Source organism: Streptomyces sp. NPDC000404 (genome assembly GCF_040300365.1).
In the GTDB taxonomy this organism is placed as follows: domain Bacteria; phylum Actinomycetota; class Actinomycetes; order Streptomycetales; family Streptomycetaceae; genus Streptomyces; species Streptomyces ramulosus.
The window spans coordinates 199746-217111 of record NZ_JBEPDN010000006.1 but is presented as its reverse complement, the minus strand read 5'-3'; the positions used below and the strand labels follow the sequence as shown (position 1 = coordinate 217111).

The window sequence follows — 17366 nt, the reverse complement described above, 5'->3', positions numbered from 1 at the left end:
TGTCTACTCCACTGCCGGCGCCGACTCCGCCCCGAAGCACTCCTGCGCCCGCTCCGTCAGCAGCGCGACGAAGTCCGCGACCGCCCGCGTCGGCGTGCGGGCCGTGACGCGGGTCAGGCCGACGGTGCGGTGGGCCGCGGGTTCGTCCATCGGCAGATCGACGAGGCCGGGCACGGCCACCGGGGACGGCGGCAGGACCGCGACGCCCAGGCCCGCCGCGACGAAGCCGCGGATGGTGGCGATCTCGGCGCCCTCGAACGCCACCCGGGGCGTGAAACCGGCTTCCGTACAGAGGCCGTTGACCAGGCGGCGCAGGCCGTAGCCCGAGGTGGCCATGACGAAGTCCTCGTCGGCGGCGTCGACGAGGCGCACCCGGTCGCGTCCGGCGAGCCGGTGGCCGGCGGGGACGACGAGGCGGAGCGGTTCGCGGGCGACCGGGACGGTGGTGATGCCCGCCTCGTCGGGCAGCGGCGACGTCAGGCAGAGGTCGACCTCCCCGGCGCGCAGCCGCGCGAGCAGCCCCTCGGCGTTGTCCTGCACCAGCTGGAACCGGGCCTGCGGATGGCGCTCGCGGAACCAGCTGACCAGCAGCGGCACGGGCGCGGTGCCGAGCGCGGGCAGGAAGCCGAGGGCGACGGTGCCGGGCACGTCGGTGGCGAGGCGCAGCTCCTCGCAGCCGGTGGCGATCTCCGCCAGGCCCCGCTGGACGCGGGCGAGGAACGCCCGGCCGTGCCGGGTCAGCCGCAGCCCGCGGCCCTCGCGGTCGAAGAGCGGGGTGCCGACCGCCGCCTCCAGCCGGGCGATACCGCGGCTGACCGTCGACTGCGGTGCGTCCAACTCGTCGGCGGCGGCCGAGAGATGCTCCAGCCGGGCGACGGCCGCGAACCGCACGAGGTCCGGGCAGACCGCCGCCAGCGGCCCGGGCAGGCCCCGCGACTCCCGTGCGCCACCGGCCGCCGGCCCGCCCCGCGGCTCCCGCAGGCCCCCGGCGGCCGGCGCGGACCGCGGGCCCGCCGAAGCCCCGTTACCCCGATGACCCAGCTCGCTCATCTGTTCCATATCCGGAACATACTCCGCCGATCCATGCATTGGACGCATCATTTGCCCCATGCCTACCGTCGCCGGGTGACCGACGCCGCCGCGATACCCGCCGCACACCTCCGGGGCACCCCCGGCTTCCGGCGCGCCACCGGTGCGCTCTTCGCGGCCGGGCTGACCACGTTCATGACGCTCTACTGCGTCCAGGCGCTGCTGCCCGCGCTCTCCTTCGACCTGCATCTGACGCCCGCCGCGTCCTCGCTGACCGTCTCCGTCTCGACCGCGTCGATGGCGCTCGCCGTGGTGCCGCTGACCGCCGTCTCCGACGCCTGGAGCCGGACGGGCATGATGACGCTCGCGCTGAGCTGCGCCGCCCTCCTCGGCATCGCCGCCGCCTTCGCCCCGAACTTCCCGGCGCTGCTGGTGATCCGCGTCCTCCAGGGCCTCTCGCTGGCCGGCCTCCAGGCCACCGCGATGTCGTACCTCGCCGAGGAGGTGGACCGCGCGTCGCTGGGCCAGGCGATGGGCCTGTACGTCGCGGGCAACGGCATCGGCGGCATGGCCGGGCGGCTGGTCGCCGACGGGGTGCTGGAGGTGACCGGCAGCTGGCGGTGGGCGATCGGCGCGGTCGGGGCGGCCGCGGCGGTCTGCGCGGTCCTCTTCCGGCTGACCATCCCGGCATCGGTCCGCTTCGTCCGCCGTGACCCGCGCCCGCGCGCGCTGGCCGCCGGGATCGGCCGGGCGCTGCCGGACAGCGGGCTGCTGCGGCTCTACCTCATCGGCTTCGTCGCGATGGCAGCGTTCGTCACCGTCTACAACTACCTGGGCTTCCGCCTGATCGCGGCGCCGTTCCACCTCTCCCAGACCGCCGCCGGACTGCTCTTCGTGGCGTACGCGGCCGGGTCGTTCTCGTCGGCGGCGGCCGGCCGTCTCGTGGACCGGTTCGGCCGCCCGCGGGTGCTGATCCCGGCGCTGCTGACCACCGTCGCGGGGCTGGTGGTGATGCTCGTCCCGCATCTGGGCGCGGTCGTGCCGGGGCTGGTGGTCTTCACCGTCGGGTTCTTCGCCGCGCACGCGGTGGCCAGCGGCTGGGTCGGCGGCCGGGCCACCGCCCTGGGCGCCCAGGGCGCCGCCGTCTACCTCTTCTTCTATTACATGGGCAGCGCCGTCGGCGGCACGGTCGGCGGCGTCGCCTACGCGGCCGACGCCTGGCCTGGTGTCACGCTCTACTGCCTCGGGCTGATCGCCCTGGCCCTGATCAGCGCCGTCACGCTGCGGCGGCTGCGCCCGGCCACCGGGCAGGTCGCCGCCGCGGCGGCCCCGGGGACGGCCGCGGCGGCGGAGCCGGAGGCGGAGCGGGGCGCCTGAGCGGCCGCCCGGCTCAACTCCGGCTCGCCGGGTGGACGGTGCCCGTCGCGTCGCACCGCACGGTCCACACCGTCTCGTACCCCTCCTCGTGCACCCGGACGTCCACGTCGGGGGCGTGTCCGGCGCCCGGGATGGAGGCGTTCGCGACGGTGCAGACGATCTGCTGGAGGCCGAGGCCGCCGCCGGTGATGCTCGACACCGGCAGCGGGATGTAGAGGTCCACGCCGCCGCGGGCGACCCGGGCGGTGGTGCGGCGCAGGTCCGGCGGCACCTCGGTGGTCAGCCCGCGGTTCTGCTCGGCCACGTCGGGGCCCTTGAGGAGCAGGTCGAGGGCCTGCTGCGGGGTGGCGGGCGCGGGCACCTCGCGGACCGTGGCGCGGAGCCCGTAGGGGCTGGCGAAGTAGAGGCGGGCGTGGCGGGCGGGCGCGGCCGCCGGCAGGCCGGAGGCCGGGGCGCCGACCGGGTCCGGACCGGCCGAATCGACCCCGCACCCCACCGCGCAGACCGCCAACAGCACGGCGCCGCACACGCCCCGGCGCATCACAGCGCCCCCTCCGGATCCCGCCGGACGGGCAGCACCACCGTGAACACCGCACCGCCACCGGGGAGGTTGGCGGCGGTGAGGGTCCCGTCGTGCAGACGGACGTTCTCCGCGGCGATGGCGAGCCCGAGCCCGCTGCCCTCGGAGCGGCTGCGCGCCGCGTCCGCCTTGTAGAAGCGGTCGAAGACATGCGGCAGCACGTCCTCGGGGATGCCCGGGCCGCGGTCGGCGACCTCGATCACCACCTCGTCGGCGGCGCAGACCGCCCGGACGGTGACGGGCGGCGCGCCGTGCCGCAGCGCGTTGCCGATGAGGTTGGCGAGGACGACGTCGAGGCGGCGCGGGTCGGCCCGCAGCCGCGGATCGCCCTCGGGCAGCTCGGTGACCACCTCCTCCGGCTCCCGCCAGCCGCGCAGTTGGAGGGTCTTGTGGATGACGGTGCGCAGGCTCACGTCGTCCGGGTGCAGCACGGCCGAGCCCGCGTCGAAGCGGGAGATCTCCATCAGGTCCTCCACCATGACGGCGAGTTTGCGGGTTTCGTCGCTGACGAGCAGGACCGCGTCGGCGGTGTCCGCGGGGAGCGCGCCGGAGTGGGCGTCCTCGTCGAGGGCGTCGGTGACGGCGGCCATCGCGGCGAGCGGGGTGCGCAGTTCGTGCGAGACGTCGGCGGCGAACCGGCCGGCCCTGGCCTCCATCCGCCGCAGCTCGGCGTCGTCCCGCTCCAAGGTGGCCGCCATCGTGTTGAACGTGCCGGTCAGTGCGGCGAGTTCGTCCTTGCCGACGACCTTCAGCCGGGTGTCGAGCGCGCCCGAGGTGATCCGCTCCGCCGCGGACCGCAGCCGCCGCACCGGGCGCAGCACGCCGCGCGCCGCGAACAGCGCGGGGACGACGGCGAGGGCGAGCGCGGGGACGGCGCCGGCCCAGGCGGCGGTGATCAGCGTGGCGATGTCGGCCCGTTCGCCGTCGAGCGGCAGCGCCGCGTAGACGACGAGTCCGGACGGCTTGCCCGCGTCCGCGCCCTGGTCCTCGTACCGCACCGGCATGCCGATCAGCAGCCGCGGCGTCCCGGTGGACGCGACCCGTTCGGCGAAGGCGGTGTCGCCGCCCCGGGTGGCGGCGCGCAGGGCGGTGCCGATGCCCTGCGCGGTGCCGAGGAGCGGGCCGCCGTCGCGGGAGACGGCGGTGCGGCGGCCGTCGCCCGCGGCGTGGTCGAGCTGGCTCGCGAAGATCCGCAGATCGCCGTCGGTGGGGTCGGGCGGCAGATTGGGCGCGAGCGCGTCGACCTGGCGCCGCAGTTCCTCGACGGCGGTGTCGCGGGTGCGGTCCAGGATCGCGCTGCGGGCCTGCCGGAAGGTGAGCGCGGCGGTCAGCAGCGCGCTGAGCGCGGCGACGAGGACGAACGCGACGACCAGCCGCGGGCGCAGGCCACGGGGGAGGGCGGCGCTCATGCGGGCAGCGGCCCGAAGCGGTAGCCGAAGCCACGGACGGTCTGGACGTACACCGGGTGGCGCGGGTCCTCCTCGATCTTGGCGCGCAGCCGCATCACACAGGCGTCGACGAGCCGGGCGTCCCCGTAGAAGCTGTGCTCCCAGACGTCTTCCAGCAGTTGCTGGCGGCCGAAGGTCTGCCCCGGGGAGGCGCTGAGGAAGAGCAGCAGCTTCAGCTCGGACGGGGCGAGCGGCAGCTCGGCGCCGTTCTTGCGGGCGATGATCGCCCCGCGGTCGATCTCCAGATCGCCGAAGGTGGCGAGCCGCCGGGCCGGGTCGGCGTCCGGGGCGGGCTCGATGCGGCGCAGCACCGCCCGCATCCGGGCCTCGATGACGGCGGCGCTCGCGGGTTTGACGACGTAGTCGTCGGCGCCCGCCTCCAGCCCGACGACCACGTCGATGTCGTCGCCGCGCGCGGAGAGGATCACGATCGGCACCCGGCTGACCTCACGGATCCGGCCGCACACCGCCAGACCGCTCATCCCGGGCAGCATCAGGTCGAGCAGCACCAGCTCGGGCCGGAAGGCGGCCAGCGCCTCCAGCCCGTCCTCCCCGGTGCCGACCGCCTCGGTCTCGTGCCCGTTGCGGGTCAGCCCCAGCACGACACCACGGCGCACGGCCCGGTCGTCCTCGATCAGCAGGACTCGGGTCATGAGCAGGCTCCTTTCAGGGGGCGGACGGTGCACGGGGCGCCCCGGCGCTCACAGCCGGGCGCCAGGGCAGTATCGGACAACCGCGGGGCGGCGGCCGGGTGAGCCGCGCCGTTCACCGCAGCTGCCCGATGTCGACGGTGCCCGCGCCGGACACGGGCACCGGCAGCGCCGCCCACAGGGCGGCCCCGGCGAGCGCCAGCGCCGCCACCACGAGCGGACCGCGCCGGCCGCGCGCCCAGCCGGCGCCGAACCGCACCGGGTCCTCGACCAGCCGCCGCGTCACCACGGCGGCGCCCGCCGACACCCCGATGGCCACCGCGACCGCGACCGGCCGCCCGAGCCCGTCCAGCCGCGGCAACAGCAGCAGGTACACCGGCCAGTGCCACAGATAGAGGCCGTACGAGATCTCGCCCAGACGGCGCGGCAGGGCGCCGCCCGCGATCCGCGCCGCCCGGGTGCCCGGCACCCGCGCCAGCAGCACGATCAGCGCCGCGGCGGCCAGCGAGTGCACGAAGAGCCCGCCCCGGAAGAGCAGCGGCTCCTTCTCCCCCTGGGTCACCACCCACGCGGCGGCCAGCCCGCCCGCCAGGACCAGGCACACCGGGTCGGCCACCCGGCGCGGCACCCGCCGGACGAGCGCACGCACCGGGGCGGTGGCGGCGAGCGCCCCGAGGAGCAGGGCGGCGGCGCGGGTGTCGGTGCCCTCGTAGGCGCGGGTGGTGTCCACCGCGGCGCCCAGCGGGACGGTCACGGCGAGGGAGGCCAGCGCCCCCGCCCCGGCGACCGCCGCCACGATCCGCTCGGCGTGCCGGCCCCGGGCCGCGCACCCCACCACCAGCGGCCAGAGCAGGTAGAACTGCCACTCCACGCCGATGCTCCACAGGTGGGCGAAGACCCGGGTGTCGGCGCCGTTCCAGTAGCCGATCCGCTCGGCGATGTAGTGCCAGTTGACGGCCTGGGCGCCGGCCCACGGCGCGTCGTCCAGCGCGAACCGCAGCTGGGCGGGGGTGCCCCAGGCCCAGGTCGCCGCCAAGACCGCCACCGTCACGCAGACCAGCGCGGGCAGCAGCCGGCGGGCGCGGCGGCCCCAGAACGCGACCGGCCCGATCCGCCCGCCGCGCGCCACCTGCCCGAGCAGCAGCCCGGTGATCAGGAAGCCGGACAGCACGAAGAACAGGTCGACCCCGAGGAACCCGCCGCTCAGCAGCCCGCCGTGGAAGAGCAGCACGGCCACGACCGCGAATCCCCGCAGCCCGTCGAGGGAGGCGAGATGCGGGCGGCGTTCGGCCGGGGCTTCCGTCGATGTCTCCGCCGACGTCTCCGCCGATGCGGGCGCGATCGCCGACGGCGGTCCTTCCGCCGTCGCCGGCAGCAGGCCTTCCCCGGTCGTCAGCGGCCGCCCTTCCCCAGTCACCGGCAACCCTCGCGCAGTCATCGCCGTCGCCCTCAGCGGTCGCACTTGAGGGTGGCGTACCGGTCGTTGCCGGTCCACGAGCCGCGCGCCCAGTCGTCCACCGGCGCGGGCGTGAAGCCCTCCGACTCGCCCAGCTCGGTGGCGAACCAGTCGGCGAACGCGGCGGCGCCCTGCTGGCAGTTGTGGATCCCGTCGGCCGCGCGCTGCGCCTTCTTCGCCGCGGGGTCGGTGCCCCACAGCCGCGACGCGTCGAGGTACAGCGCCGCGCCGCCGCTCTTGCGGGCGACCTCCTGCGCAACCGACGCGGCGGTGCGCATCTGCGGCGCGTGCTCCTGGTAGAAGTCGTCGATCTTTATCGGCGGCGTCGGCACGAACACCGTCCGCGCCCCCGCGTCCCTGGCCTTCGCCACGAGCTTCTCGTAGGCGGCGCGCTGCTCCTTGCGAGTGCCCCAGTCGTACGTGGTGAGCTGGTAGGCGACGACGGTGGGACGGAAGGACGCGAGGTTCCCGTCCAGCGCCTTCCAGGTGTCGGCGGAGATCATGTTGGTGATCCGGTCGCCGCCCGCGACCACCGTCCCGCCGCCGTCGGACGACGCGTCCTTGAAGTCCACGCCGCCGGCGGCCAGCGCCGCGCCCAGGGCCGGACTCTCGGCGGCGGCGATGGAATCACCCATCCACAGCACCTTCTTGCCGGTCTTCTCCGGCGCCGCCGCCGTCGTCGTCTTCTGCCCGGCGGGTCGGACCCCGGCGTCCGGCCCGGCTCCGCAGGCGGCCAGCCCGAGCCCGAGCGCCGCGAGCGCGCCCGCGGCCACGGCACGGCATACGGGCCGCCGGAACACGTTCCTGTGGTCACTGTTCATACGCCCCAGCACAACAGCCCGAAAGCGACATTCCGCCCGCCGTCATCGTTTGCTCATATGGCGAGCAAGGAACGGTCACGGGGGCGGACGAGGGCGCCGGGAGGCCGCGGTTTCACGGCTGGAGCGGACGAGGCGGCCCCACGGGAGGGCCCCTACCCCCGGCCCGCCCGCGCTTCCGCCGCCCTTCGCGCCGCCAGCCCCGCCAACGCCTCCGGGGCGCCCGCCTGGCCGCGGACGCCGGGGAAGGCGTTGATGTCGACGATGACCGGGGCGCCGCCGCCCGCGTCCAGCAGGTCGACGCCGTAGACGTCGAGGGCGAAGACCTCACCGACCCGGCGCACCAACTCCGCCCAGCCGTCCGGCAGTTGATCCAGTCCGACGGTGGTGGTGGCGCCGCGGCCGCCGGGGGCCAGTTCGGAGCGGCGGACGGCGGCGAAGAGCTGTCCGTCGATCGCCCACAGCTTGTGGTCCCAGCCGCCGTTCGGGGTGAACTCCTGGACGACGACCGGCTCATCGGGCCAGGCGGCGGCGAGCCGGCGCAGGTCGGCGGCGGTGTCGACGCGGGCGACGAGGTCACCGCGGCGGCTGCGGCGGCTCTTGACGACCAGCGGCACGGACGGCTCCCCGGCCGCCGCCAGCGGCCCGAGCCGCTCCAGCGTCCGGGTCGCCGCGAACGGCAGGCCCGCCGACCGCGCCAGCGCCGCCATCTCCGTGCGGTCCTGGCACAGCGCGGTCGCCGCCGCGGAGTTGACCACCGCGGCGCCCGTCTCCTCCAGCCGCGCGGCCAGCGCCAGCGCACGGGGCGTGTGCGCCTTGAGGAGATAGACATCGGCGACGGGAACGCCCTGCTCATCCAGGCCCTGCACCTCCAGGCCCGCCGCCTCCAGGCCCTGCGCCCCGCCGCTCCCCCGCAACGCCGCGGGCAGAGCGGCGCCTCCGCCCGGAACGCCTGCGGATACGCGTACGGGTGCGGCCTCCGCATCCGGCACGGCGACGGGCCCGGGCGCACCCACCGCCCCCCGCACGGGCACGGCCACCTCCGCCACGGCGACGGACACAGCCACATCCGCCACCTCCGGCACGGCCACGGACGCAGGCACGTCCGCCACCTCCGGCACGGCCACAGGCACGGCCGCCCGCCCCGCATCCGGGTCGTACGCCACCACCGTGCCCCGCTCGGCCAGCAGCGCCGATGCCGCCGCCAGCAGCGGATGGCCGGGCTTGTCCGTCAGCAGACAGACCCTCACCGCACCCCTCCCGCCTCTCATCCCGCCGGACCCCCGCGCCTACCGCGCCCCGGGCCCGACTCCTCGTCCGCACGCGTCCGCGCCGTATCCGCACGGCGCACGCGCCACTTCCACGACGACCGACACCACCCCGCAGTTCCCTGCCCAAAGCCCCCGCCCCCTGGATACCGTGCCCCCACCTCACCCACCGGGAGCCCCCATGGCCAGCAAGTCCCCCAGGAACGGCACGCCCCACCACACCCCCGCACGCTCCACCGCGACCGGCACCGCCGGCACCGGAAAGCCCCGCCCCGGCGCCTCCCGCACCGCCTCCTTCGACGAGCTGGACCGGAAGATCGTCGCGGCGCTCATCGACAACGCCCGGACCAGCTTCGCGGAGATCGGTACGGCCATCGGGCTCTCCGCCACCGCGGTCAAGCGCCGCGTCGACCGGCTGCGGGACGCCGAGGTGATCACCGGGTTCACCGCGACCGTGCGGCCCTCGGCGCTGGGCTGGCTGACCGAGGCGTACGTCGAGGTGTACTGCGACAGCGCCGCGCCGCCCCGGCGGCTGGCCGAGGTGGTCCGCAACCACCCGGAGATCGCCGCCGCGATGACCGTCACCGGCTCCGCCGACGCGCTGCTGCACGTCCGGGCCACCGACGTCGCGCATTTCGAGGAGGTGCTGGAGCGGATCCGCGACGAACCCTTCATCCGGAAGACGATCAGCTACCTCGTGCTGTCCCATCTGCTGCCGGACTCCGCGGAGGCGGGCGCCCGGCGGGCGGCGCCCGAGGACCCGTCGGCCGACGCAACGATCCTCCACCGAGGCGACTGATCACGCAGCGATGCTGCGTCCGCACGCAGCATGTTCGGCTTGTCCCGCGCATCGGCCGCTCTCTACCGTGGAGACATATCCGGCAGTCCCGCGGCCGTCCCGCCGCGGGCCGACCGGTCGTGCCCCGTAAGAAGCGGAGGTTCTGCCGTGCCGACGAGTCATGCGCCCGCCCCCAAGAGCCACGAGCCCGCACCGCCTGCCCCCGCCGCCGCAACGGCCGTGGCGACCCACCCCGGTGACCCCACCGGCACCACCGGCCCCCTCAGCCCGGCCGGCACCACCGGCCCCCTCGACGCCACCCACCTCGCCCCCACCGGCGACACCCCGCTGCGCGCCACCGTCGACGCGCTCCCCGCGCCCCGCCGCACCGCCCGGCCGCGCCGCTTCCTGATGTGCCCGCCGGAGCACTTCGACGTCCGCTACGCCATCAACCCCTGGATGAGCGGCGACACCCCCGTCGACACCGCGCGCGCCGCCCGGCAGTGGGAGGCGCTGGCCGCCGCCTACCGGGCGCACGGCCACACCGTCGACACCGTGGCGCCCGAACCGGACCTGCCCGACATGGTCTTCGCCGCCAACGCCGCGCTCTGCCTGCACGGCAAGGTCTTCGGCTCGTCCTTCCACGCCCCCGAGCGCCGCCCGGAGTCCGCCGCGTACGAGAAGTGGTTCGCGGCGGACGGCCACCCGGTGCGCCGCCCGGAGTCCTCGTGCGAGGGCGAGGGCGATCTGGTGCCGGTCGGCGGGCTGATCCTGGCCGGTACGGGCTTTCGTACCAGCCGGGCGGCGCACGCCGAGATCCAGGAGTTCTTCGGCGTCCCGACGGTCGCCCTCCAGCTGACCGACCCGTACTTCTACCACCTCGACACCGCGCTGTTCGCCCTCGACGACGAGAACGTCGCCTACCTCCCGGAGGCGTTCTCGGCGGGCAGCCGGCAGGTGCTGGAGCGGCTGTTCCCGCGGGCGGTGCGCGCCACCCGTGACGACGCGATGGCGTTCGGCCTGAACTCCGTCTCCGACGGCCGTCATGTCTTCGTCGCCCCGCAGGCCACCGGGCTCATCGACCGGCTGGCCCAGGAGGGCTATGTCCCCGTCCCCGTCGACCTTTCGGAGTTCCACAAGGCCGGCGGCGGCATCAAGTGCTGCACCCAGGAGATCCGCTGATGACCGCTCTCGCACAGACCGGCCCCGCGTCCGGTGCCGCCGCCTCGTCCGCGTCCGTGATCGCCGCCGAGACGCCCGTCCTCGCGCACAACTACCACCCGCTGCCGGTGGTCGTGGCGCGTGCGGAGGACGTCTGGGTCGAGGACGTCGAGGGCCGCCGCTACCTCGACATGCTGGCCGGCTACTCCGCCCTCAACTTCGGCCACCGCCACCCGGCGCTGACCGCCGCCGCCCACCGCCAGCTCGACGCGCTGACGCTGACCTCGCGCGCCTTCCACCACGACAAGCTCGCCGCCTTCGCCGCGGGCCTGGCGTCGCTGACCGGCCTGGACATGGTCCTGCCGATGAACACCGGCGCCGAGGCGGTGGAGAGCGGCATCAAGCTGGCCCGGAAGTGGGCGTACGAGGTCAAGGGCGTCCCGGCCGATCAGGCGACGATCGTGGTGGCCGCGGACAACTTCCACGGCCGCACCACCACCCTCGTCAGCTTCTCCACCGACCCGGTCGCCCGCGACGGCTTCGGCCCGTTCACCCCCGGCTTCCGCATCGTCCCGTACAACGACCTGCCCGCCCTCGAAGCGGCGATCGACGAGACCACCGCCGCGGTGCTGATCGAGCCGATCCAGGGCGAGGCGGGCGTGATGATCCCCGACGACGGCTATCTCACCGGCGTCCGCGAGGCGACCCGCCGTGCCGGGTGCCTCTTCATCGCCGACGAGATCCAGTCCGGTCTGGGCCGCACCGGCCGCACCCTCGCCGTCGACCACGAGAACGTCGTCCCGGACGTCCTGCTGCTGGGCAAGGCGCTCGGCGGCGGCATCGTCCCGGTCTCCGCCGTCGTCGCCCGGCGCGACGTGATGGAGGTGCTGCGCCCCGGCGAGCACGGCTCGACGTTCGGCGGCAACCCGCTGGCCGCCGCGGTCGGTTCGGCCGTCGTCGACCTGCTGGCCACCGGCGAGTTCCAGCGCCGCGCCGCGGAGCTGGGCGAGGTGCTGCGCGAGGGCCTTACCGCCCTGGTCGGCCGCGGCGTCGTCGCGTTCCGCTCCCGCGGCCTGTGGGCGGGCATCGACGTCGACCCGGCCCTCGGCACCGGCCGCCACATCAGCGAACTCCTCATGGCCGAAGGCATCCTCGTCAAGGACACCCACGGCTCCACCATCCGCCTCGCCCCGCCCCTGACGATCACCCGCGAGGACCTGGAGTCGGCCCTCGGCTCCCTGGCGAAGGTCCTCGGCTAGCCCCGACCTCGCACGAACGCCCGCTTCGCGCGGACGGACGCGGCCCGACGGGTAATCCCCGCCGGGCCGCGGCGCTGTGCGGCGCGGGCGGCCAGGCGATCAGGTGATCAGGCCGCGTGGGCGGTGAAGACCACGGTCGAGTTACCGCTGTCGAGCGCGATGTTGAGCGACGCGTCCAGGGCCTCGGCGAGCCGCGCCAGGAGCGGAAGGGTGGGGACCGTGCCCCCGAGTTCGAGCTTCGAGATCTGCGGCTGGGTCATCCTCGCCCGTTCGGCGAGTTCGCTCTGCGAGATCCCCAGCTCCGTCCGGCGGTCGTACACGGCCTGTCCCAGGTCGAAGGCGAGGCGGATCTCACTGCGCATCGCCTCGGCCTCGGGCGCATCGGCGCCGCCCTCGGACATCCTCCGCTCACGCGCGAGCTTCCATCGGGCGTGGTTCATCGTCCTTCTCCCCTCGACATCTCACGGGTGAACTCGTCATGAGCGGTGTGCCCCTCTGCCGCACAGCGCTCCCTCGCCTGCTGGGCCCGCTTCACCCAGACATCAGCCATGCGGCGAAACGTATACCGATCGACCGTGGCCGAGCAGCGAGGGAATTCCGGCACCGCACCGCTCCCCCCCCCCGCCCCTCCCGCGTCAAAGTCAGGTAATGCCCTTCTCCGGGGAGGCTCCGTCGCGGGTAAAGGGCCTGGCCGGGGGCTAAGGTCGGCAGCAGGACCAGCAAGGCGAGGGGGAAGCCGTCGATGGCGCGGGACGAGGCCGTGATCGGCTGCATCGGGGTGCTGCTCATCGGCACCCGGGGCGAGGCCGGGCCCGGTGAGGTCCAGGTGCGGGTCAGGGGCGGGTCCGAGACGTTTCTGGCCTGGTCGGCGCAGCCGCTGGCGACCGGCACGGAGGTGCTGGTGATCGCCTCGCGCGGCACCCGGCAGGTGGATGTCCTCGCCTGGTCCGATCCGTTGGACGCGCTGAACGGTTAGGGAGCCGCCGTTCGCGTGCGCCCCGCGCCGCGGACCGCCCCCGGGCCGGCGGCGCCGGTTGAGGAGACGAGAGATGTTCGGTTACCGCGTACCGGCCCCGGATGAGGCCATGTTGATCTCGGGCGGCCGCCGGGGGCACGGCGACGCCCCGTTCCGCGTGGTGATCGGCCACGGCAAGTTCGTGCTGCCGGTCTTCCGCAAGACCCGGTTCCTGACGCTGTCGATGTGTGAGTCGGAGGTCGCCGAGACCTGTGTGACGCGGCAGGGCATCGCGCTGACCGTGCGTGCCGTGATCGCGTTCAAGGTCGGCAACGACACCGAGTCGATCGTCAACGCCGGGCAGCGCTTCCTGTCCGATCAGGACCAGATGTCCGTGCTGACCGGCCGGATCTTCGCCGGCCATCTGCGGTCCATCATCGGCTCGATGACCGTCGAGGAGATCGTCACCGAGCGGCAGAAACTCGCCACCGAGGTGCTGGAGACCTCCAAGACGGAGATGGCCAAGATCGGCCTGATCGTCGACTCGCTGCAGATCCAGTCGATCGACGACGGCGACACCGGCTACATCGAGGCGATGTCCGCACCGCACAAGGCCGCCATCCAGCGGCAGGCGCAGATCGCGCAGGCCAAGGCCACCCAGGCATCGGCCGAGGCGCAGCAGGAGGCGGCGCGGAACCAGGCCGAGTACTCGCGGCAGACCGCGGTGGTCCAGGCGCAGTACAACGCCGAGGTCGACCGCGCCCAGGCGCAGGCCGCGCAGGCGGGCCCGCTGGCCGAGGCGCACGCCCAGCAGGAGGTGCTGGCCGCCCGTACGGAGCTGGCCGAGCGGGCCGCGTCGCTGCGCCAGCAGGAGCTGGTGGCGGAGGTCGTCAAGCCCGCCGAGGCGGAGGCCGAGCGCATCCGGCTGCTGGCGCTGGCCGATGCGGAGCGGATGAAGATCCAGGCGGAGGCGGCGGCGTCGTACGACCGGGTGGCGCTGGACCGGATGCTGATCGACCAGCTGCCGCAGATCGTCAAGGAGGCGTCGGCGGGCCTGTCGGGCGCCAACGTCAACGTCCTGAACGGCGCGGACGGCCTCGGCGAGATCGCCGCCGGTCTGGTCGGCCAGGGCCTGACCATCCTCGACTCGGTCCGCCGCAACCTGGGCGCGCCCGAGACGACCGGAGAACCGTCCGGGGACGCCGCGCCCCGCACGGGCGCCTCGGCCGACTCCCGCCGCCCCGAGGACGACGGCCGGATCGGGATCGAGTAGCCGGGAGGGCGAGTAGCCGAGTAGCCGAGAGGCGAGAGGCAAGAGGGCGAGAAGTCGCTGACCAGCCTCTTCGGTCCCGTACGGCGCTTCCCGTACGGGACCGGGCCCGGTGCGGACCCGAGCCCTCTACGAACCCGTACGGGACCGGGTCCCGCACGCCGCCGGCCCCCTACGGACCGCGCCCGCCCCGGACCTCTCCCCCACGGACGAGCCCCGCCGCCCCCGCCCGGTCGCCCTCACTCCGCCCCCGCCTCCCGCTCCCGTACATGTTCCGTGAGCCGGTTCAGCACCTCCGCCGTGATCGCCACGTCGCGGGGGTCGAAGCCGTGGAGGGCCTGGTGGAGGGAGTGCTGGCGGGCGCCCTGGAGGCGGCCCAGGACCGTGCGGCCGTGCTGGGTGATGGCGACCAGGCGGGCCCGCCGGTCGCACGGGTCCGGGGTGCGTTCGACGAGCTTCTCCGCCGCCAACCGGGCGATCTGGCGGGTGACATGGGACGGCTCGACCATCAGGTGATCGGCCAGGTCGCCGACGCGGCTGGTGCCGCCGACGCCCTCCAGGGCCATCAGCAGCCACAGGTCCGACCGCCGGGCCGAGACCCCGGCCCGCTCGGCGAGGCGTTCGTGCGCCTGTGAGCGGGTGAGCAGGTAGGACAGCATGACCAGCGCCCGTTGCAGCGCGACGACGGGGTCCTGGTCCGGCGCGGGATCCGACATGCAGGAACCCTAACCGTCCCCCGCCAACTCCCCCTCGCCACGCGGGAATCGGCCACCCTCGAACCCGGCCGGAATGCGCCCTTACACCTCTGGCGCGGGCGCGTTAGCGTGACCTCGATAGTTGCTTTAGTCAGGTAACAGTCGGCGCGGGCCCCACCGCGACCGGCCCGGGCGCACCCCGTGCCGGCCGCACGCCGCCCGCGCGCCGACGGCGTCACCCGCACCGTTCACCGCGGCGCCCCGTGCCCGAACGTGGAAGGACCCGCCATGACGACCGCACCGCACACCGACCCCGCAACCACCTCGGTCCCCTTCGCCGTCCCCGCCACCCGCGCCCCCGGCTGCCCCTTCGACCCGCCGCCCGCCGTCGACCGCGCCCGCCAGGAGGCGCCGGCCGTCCGGGCCACGCTGTGGGACGGCTCGCCCGTCTGGCTGGTCACCCGCCACCAGGACGTCCGCGACGTCCTGGGCGACCCGCGGTTCAGCGCCGACGCCAAGAGCCCCGGTTTCCCCTTCCTCACCGCCGGCACCCGGGTGCTCGCCGAGGACAGTTCGTTCAGCTTCATCCGCAAGGACGACCCCGAGCACGCCCGGCTGCGCCGGATGCTGACCGCCGACTTCATGATCAAGAAGGTGGAGGCGATGCGGCCGCAGGTGCAGGAGATCACCGACGGGCTGCTGGACCGGATGACCGACGGCCGCGACCGCGCCGACCTCGTCACCGAATTCGCCCTGCCGCTGCCGTCCCTGGTGATCTGCCTGCTGCTCGGCGTCCCGTACGAGGACCACGCCTTCTTCCAGGACCGCAGCCGCGTCCTGCTCACCCTCCGCTCCACCCCCGACGAGGTCCGCGCCTCGCAGAACGAACTCCTGCGGTACCTGACGGACCTGGCGGCGAAGAAGCGCCGTGAGCCGGACGACGGCATCATCAGCCGGCTCGTCGCGCGCGGCGAACTCTCCGACGAGGCCATCGCCGGGATGGGCCGGCTGCTGCTCATCGCCGGTCACGAGACCACCGCGAACATGACCTCGCTCGGCACCCTCGCGCTGCTGCGCAACCCGGCCCAGCTGGCGCGGCTGCGCGCCGAACCCTCCCTGATCAAGGGCGCGGTGGAAGAGTTGCTGCGCTATCTGTCGATCGTCCACAACGGCGTGCCGCGCACCGCCACCGAGGACGTCACCGTCGGCGGGGTCACCATCCGGGCGGGCGAGGGCGTGCTCTGCACCCTGAACGCCGCCAACCGCGACGAGGACGTCTTCCCCGGCGCCGACCGCCTCGACGTGACCCGCGACGCCCGCCGCCATGTCGCGTTCGGCTTCGGCATCCACCAGTGTCTGGGCCAGCCGCTGGCCCGGATCGAGATGCAGATCGCCTTCGAGACGCTGCTGCGCCGACTGCCGGACCTGCACCTCGCGATCCCCTTCGAGGAGGTCCCGTTCCGCCACGACATGGGCATCTACGGGGTGCACTCCCTGCCGGTCGGCTGGTGACCGGCAGCCTCCCGGCCCGGCCCCGCGCCCCGTCAACTCCCCTCCCACATAAGGCACTTAGACTCCCGCGCCACCGATCCGCGCGTACACCCACCGGGCGGCCCGCCGCCCGGCCCCACCCGAGGAGCAACGTCATGCGAGTCACCGTCGACCAGGACAAGTGCTGCGGCGCCGGCAGCTGCGTGCTGTCCGCACCGGACGTCTTCGACCAGCGCGACGAGGACGGCATCGTGGTCCTCCTCGACGCCCGGCCACCCGCCGAGCTGCACGAGGCGGTCCGCGAGGCCGCCGCCGTCTGCCCCGCGGCGGCCATCGCCCTGGAGGAGGCCACCGAACGCGTCTGATCCGGCGGGGCGGGCCGCACTCGCCGGCCCGCCCCGCCGCGTCCGAGAGGAGTCGCGATGACCCTGCGGCACGCCGTGCTCGCCGCCCTGCTGGACGGCGAGTGCAGCGGCTACGAGCTGGCCAAGGAGTTCGACACCCGCGTCGCCAACTTCTGGTACGCCCGCCCGCAGCAGCTCTACACCGAACTGTCCGGACTGGAGCGGGACGGCCTGGTCGCCGGCCGTCAGGTGGTGCAGGAGATGCGCCCGAACAAGCGGCTGTTCACGGTCACCGAGGCGGGCATCGGCGAACTGCACCGCTTCGCCGCCGCCACCGTCCGGCCGTCCTTCCTCCGCGACGACCTGATGGTCAAGGTGCAGGCCGTGGACCGCCTGCCGGCCGCCCCGGTGATCGCCCAGCTCACCGAGCGGGCCCGGATCGCCGCCGGGCGCACCGAGATCTTCGACCGGGTCCTGGAACGGCTCCGCGGCGACCTCGACGAGACCACCTTCCTCCTCCGCGGCGCCCGCATCGGCCCGTACCTGACCTGTCTGCGCGGCCTCACCTTCGAACGCGAGACCCGCGCCTGGTGCGAACGGATCGCGGCGATCCTGCGCAGCCGCGAGACGGCGGCGCACACGGCGACGTGACGACGCAACGGGCGCGCCCCACCACCCAGTTGGGGCACCGCCACCGGGCGCGCCGGGCCCCGCCACCGCACGGCCTTCCGCACCCGGCACTCCTTCGTGTGACCGGGCGCGCGGACGCGTCACGCCTTACGGGGCC

At 74.6% G+C, this 17366-nt stretch carries 18 protein-coding genes; 9 read left to right on the top strand and 9 right to left on the bottom strand.

The features are described from left to right. Positions 1-3: 3 nt before the first annotated feature. A complete protein-coding gene (locus tag ABT345_RS13440) occupies positions 4-1059 on the bottom strand; it encodes a LysR family transcriptional regulator (RefSeq protein ID WP_345077893.1) in 1056 nt (351 codons plus the stop codon). 66 nt (positions 1060-1125) lie between these two features. Here ABT345_RS13440 and ABT345_RS13435 point away from each other — a divergent pair, with 66 nt between their 5' ends. Next, positions 1126-2406: an MFS transporter gene (locus ABT345_RS13435; protein ID WP_345077896.1), complete on the top strand. Its 1281-nt coding sequence runs from the start codon at positions 1126-1128 to the stop codon at positions 2404-2406. 13 nt (positions 2407-2419) lie between these two features. Here the strand turns inward: ABT345_RS13435 and ABT345_RS13430 are convergent, their stop codons facing one another. From ABT345_RS13430 to ABT345_RS13405, 6 genes are all read right to left on the bottom strand, one after another. Further along, on the bottom strand, positions 2420-2947 hold the full coding sequence (locus ABT345_RS13430) for a GerMN domain-containing protein (RefSeq protein ID WP_345077899.1): 528 nt from the start codon (positions 2945-2947) through the stop codon (positions 2420-2422). Continuing rightward, complete coding sequence (locus tag ABT345_RS13425; protein WP_345077901.1) at positions 2947-4395, bottom strand: sensor histidine kinase; 1449 nt, start codon at positions 4393-4395, stop codon at positions 2947-2949. Before ABT345_RS13425 ends, ABT345_RS13430 begins: the two co-directional genes overlap by 1 nt. Further along, positions 4392-5087, bottom strand: a complete 696-nt coding sequence (locus tag ABT345_RS13420) for a response regulator transcription factor (protein WP_345077903.1) — start codon at positions 5085-5087, stop codon at positions 4392-4394. The genes ABT345_RS13425 and ABT345_RS13420 overlap by 4 nt, the downstream gene beginning before the upstream one ends. A gap of 112 nt (positions 5088-5199) precedes the next feature. Continuing rightward, positions 5200-6501 (bottom strand): acyltransferase family protein, encoded by a 1302-nt coding sequence (locus ABT345_RS13415; protein WP_345077905.1) that lies wholly within the window; start codon positions 6499-6501, stop codon positions 5200-5202. Positions 6502-6533: 32 nt separating this feature from the next. After that, the gene (locus ABT345_RS13410; RefSeq protein WP_345077907.1) at positions 6534-7361 is read right to left on the bottom strand and encodes an SGNH/GDSL hydrolase family protein; all 828 of its coding nucleotides are present in this window, start codon (positions 7359-7361) and stop codon (positions 6534-6536) included. Positions 7362-7513: 152 nt separating this feature from the next. Next, positions 7514-8287: an ATP-grasp domain-containing protein gene (locus ABT345_RS13405; protein WP_417833734.1), complete on the bottom strand. Its 774-nt coding sequence runs from the start codon at positions 8285-8287 to the stop codon at positions 7514-7516. Between the two features lie 520 nt (positions 8288-8807). Here ABT345_RS13405 and ABT345_RS13400 point away from each other — a divergent pair. The 3 genes from ABT345_RS13400 to rocD all read left to right on the top strand — a co-directional run bounded on the left by ABT345_RS13400 (position 8808) and on the right by rocD (position 11824). Next, the gene (locus ABT345_RS13400; protein WP_345077910.1) at positions 8808-9425 is read left to right on the top strand and encodes an Lrp/AsnC family transcriptional regulator; all 618 of its coding nucleotides are present in this window, start codon (positions 8808-8810) and stop codon (positions 9423-9425) included. 390 nt (positions 9426-9815) lie between these two features. Further along, positions 9816-10586, top strand: a complete 771-nt coding sequence (gene ddaH, locus ABT345_RS13395) for a dimethylargininase (protein ID WP_345078567.1) — start codon at positions 9816-9818, stop codon at positions 10584-10586. After that, on the top strand, positions 10586-11824 hold the full coding sequence (gene rocD, locus ABT345_RS13390; protein ID WP_345077913.1) for an ornithine--oxo-acid transaminase: 1239 nt from the start codon (positions 10586-10588) through the stop codon (positions 11822-11824). The genes ddaH and rocD overlap by 1 nt, the downstream gene beginning before the upstream one ends. Positions 11825-11931: 107 nt before the next feature. Here the strand turns inward: rocD and ABT345_RS13385 are convergent, their stop codons facing one another. After that, on the bottom strand, positions 11932-12264 hold the full coding sequence (locus ABT345_RS13385; protein ID WP_345077916.1) for a helix-turn-helix domain-containing protein: 333 nt from the start codon (positions 12262-12264) through the stop codon (positions 11932-11934). A gap of 302 nt (positions 12265-12566) precedes the next feature. Here ABT345_RS13385 and ABT345_RS13380 point away from each other — a divergent pair, with 302 nt between their 5' ends. Together ABT345_RS13380 and ABT345_RS13375 are read left to right on the top strand one after the other, a co-directional pair. After that, the gene (locus tag ABT345_RS13380; RefSeq protein WP_345077919.1) at positions 12567-12800 is read left to right on the top strand and encodes an NfeD C-terminal domain-containing protein; all 234 of its coding nucleotides are present in this window, start codon (positions 12567-12569) and stop codon (positions 12798-12800) included. Between the two features lie 73 nt (positions 12801-12873). Next, complete coding sequence (locus ABT345_RS13375; RefSeq protein WP_345077922.1) at positions 12874-14052, top strand: flotillin family protein; 1179 nt, start codon at positions 12874-12876, stop codon at positions 14050-14052. A 236-nt stretch (positions 14053-14288) separates the two neighbouring features. Here ABT345_RS13375 and ABT345_RS13370 read toward each other — a convergent pair whose 3' ends face one another. After that, positions 14289-14765: a MarR family winged helix-turn-helix transcriptional regulator gene (locus ABT345_RS13370; RefSeq protein WP_345077925.1), complete on the bottom strand. Its 477-nt coding sequence runs from the start codon at positions 14763-14765 to the stop codon at positions 14289-14291. Between the two features lie 267 nt (positions 14766-15032). On the opposite strand from ABT345_RS13370, the gene ABT345_RS13365 reads away from it, so the two are divergent. The 3 genes from ABT345_RS13365 to ABT345_RS13355 all read left to right on the top strand — a co-directional run bounded on the left by ABT345_RS13365 (position 15033) and on the right by ABT345_RS13355 (position 17230). After that, positions 15033-16256 (top strand): cytochrome P450, encoded by a 1224-nt coding sequence (locus ABT345_RS13365; RefSeq protein WP_345077927.1) that lies wholly within the window; start codon positions 15033-15035, stop codon positions 16254-16256. Between the two features lie 134 nt (positions 16257-16390). Further along, entirely contained in the window at positions 16391-16600 is a 210-nt protein-coding gene (locus ABT345_RS13360) for a ferredoxin (protein ID WP_345077930.1), read from the top strand. Between the two features lie 57 nt (positions 16601-16657). Then, positions 16658-17230, top strand: coding sequence for a PadR family transcriptional regulator (locus ABT345_RS13355; protein ID WP_345077933.1), 573 nt, complete (start codon positions 16658-16660; stop codon positions 17228-17230). Positions 17231-17366 lie beyond the last annotated feature (136 nt).

Coding starts and splice junctions, on each gene's coding strand:
- ABT345_RS13440 (WP_345077893.1), bottom strand. CDS start 1,059: ATGGAACAGATGAGCGAGCTGGGTCATCGGGGTAACGGGGCTTCGGCG.
- ABT345_RS13430 (WP_345077899.1), bottom strand. CDS start 2,947: ATGCGCCGGGGCGTGTGCGGCGCCGTGCTGTTGGCGGTCTGCGCGGTG.
- ABT345_RS13425 (WP_345077901.1), bottom strand. CDS start 4,395: ATGAGCGCCGCCCTCCCCCGTGGCCTGCGCCCGCGGCTGGTCGTCGCG.
- ABT345_RS13420 (WP_345077903.1), bottom strand. CDS start 5,087: ATGACCCGAGTCCTGCTGATCGAGGACGACCGGGCCGTGCGCCGTGGT.
- ABT345_RS13410 (WP_345077907.1), bottom strand. CDS start 7,361: ATGAACAGTGACCACAGGAACGTGTTCCGGCGGCCCGTATGCCGTGCC.
- ABT345_RS13400 (WP_345077910.1), top strand. CDS start 8,808: ATGGCCAGCAAGTCCCCCAGGAACGGCACGCCCCACCACACCCCCGCA.
- ddaH (WP_345078567.1), top strand. CDS start 9,816: ATGTGCCCGCCGGAGCACTTCGACGTCCGCTACGCCATCAACCCCTGG.
- rocD (WP_345077913.1), top strand. CDS start 10,586: ATGACCGCTCTCGCACAGACCGGCCCCGCGTCCGGTGCCGCCGCCTCG.
- ABT345_RS13385 (WP_345077916.1), bottom strand. CDS start 12,264: ATGAACCACGCCCGATGGAAGCTCGCGCGTGAGCGGAGGATGTCCGAG.
- ABT345_RS13380 (WP_345077919.1), top strand. CDS start 12,567: ATGGCGCGGGACGAGGCCGTGATCGGCTGCATCGGGGTGCTGCTCATC.
- ABT345_RS13375 (WP_345077922.1), top strand. CDS start 12,874: ATGTTCGGTTACCGCGTACCGGCCCCGGATGAGGCCATGTTGATCTCG.
- ABT345_RS13370 (WP_345077925.1), bottom strand. CDS start 14,765: ATGTCGGATCCCGCGCCGGACCAGGACCCCGTCGTCGCGCTGCAACGG.
- ABT345_RS13365 (WP_345077927.1), top strand. CDS start 15,033: ATGACGACCGCACCGCACACCGACCCCGCAACCACCTCGGTCCCCTTC.
- ABT345_RS13360 (WP_345077930.1), top strand. CDS start 16,391: ATGCGAGTCACCGTCGACCAGGACAAGTGCTGCGGCGCCGGCAGCTGC.
- ABT345_RS13355 (WP_345077933.1), top strand. CDS start 16,658: ATGACCCTGCGGCACGCCGTGCTCGCCGCCCTGCTGGACGGCGAGTGC.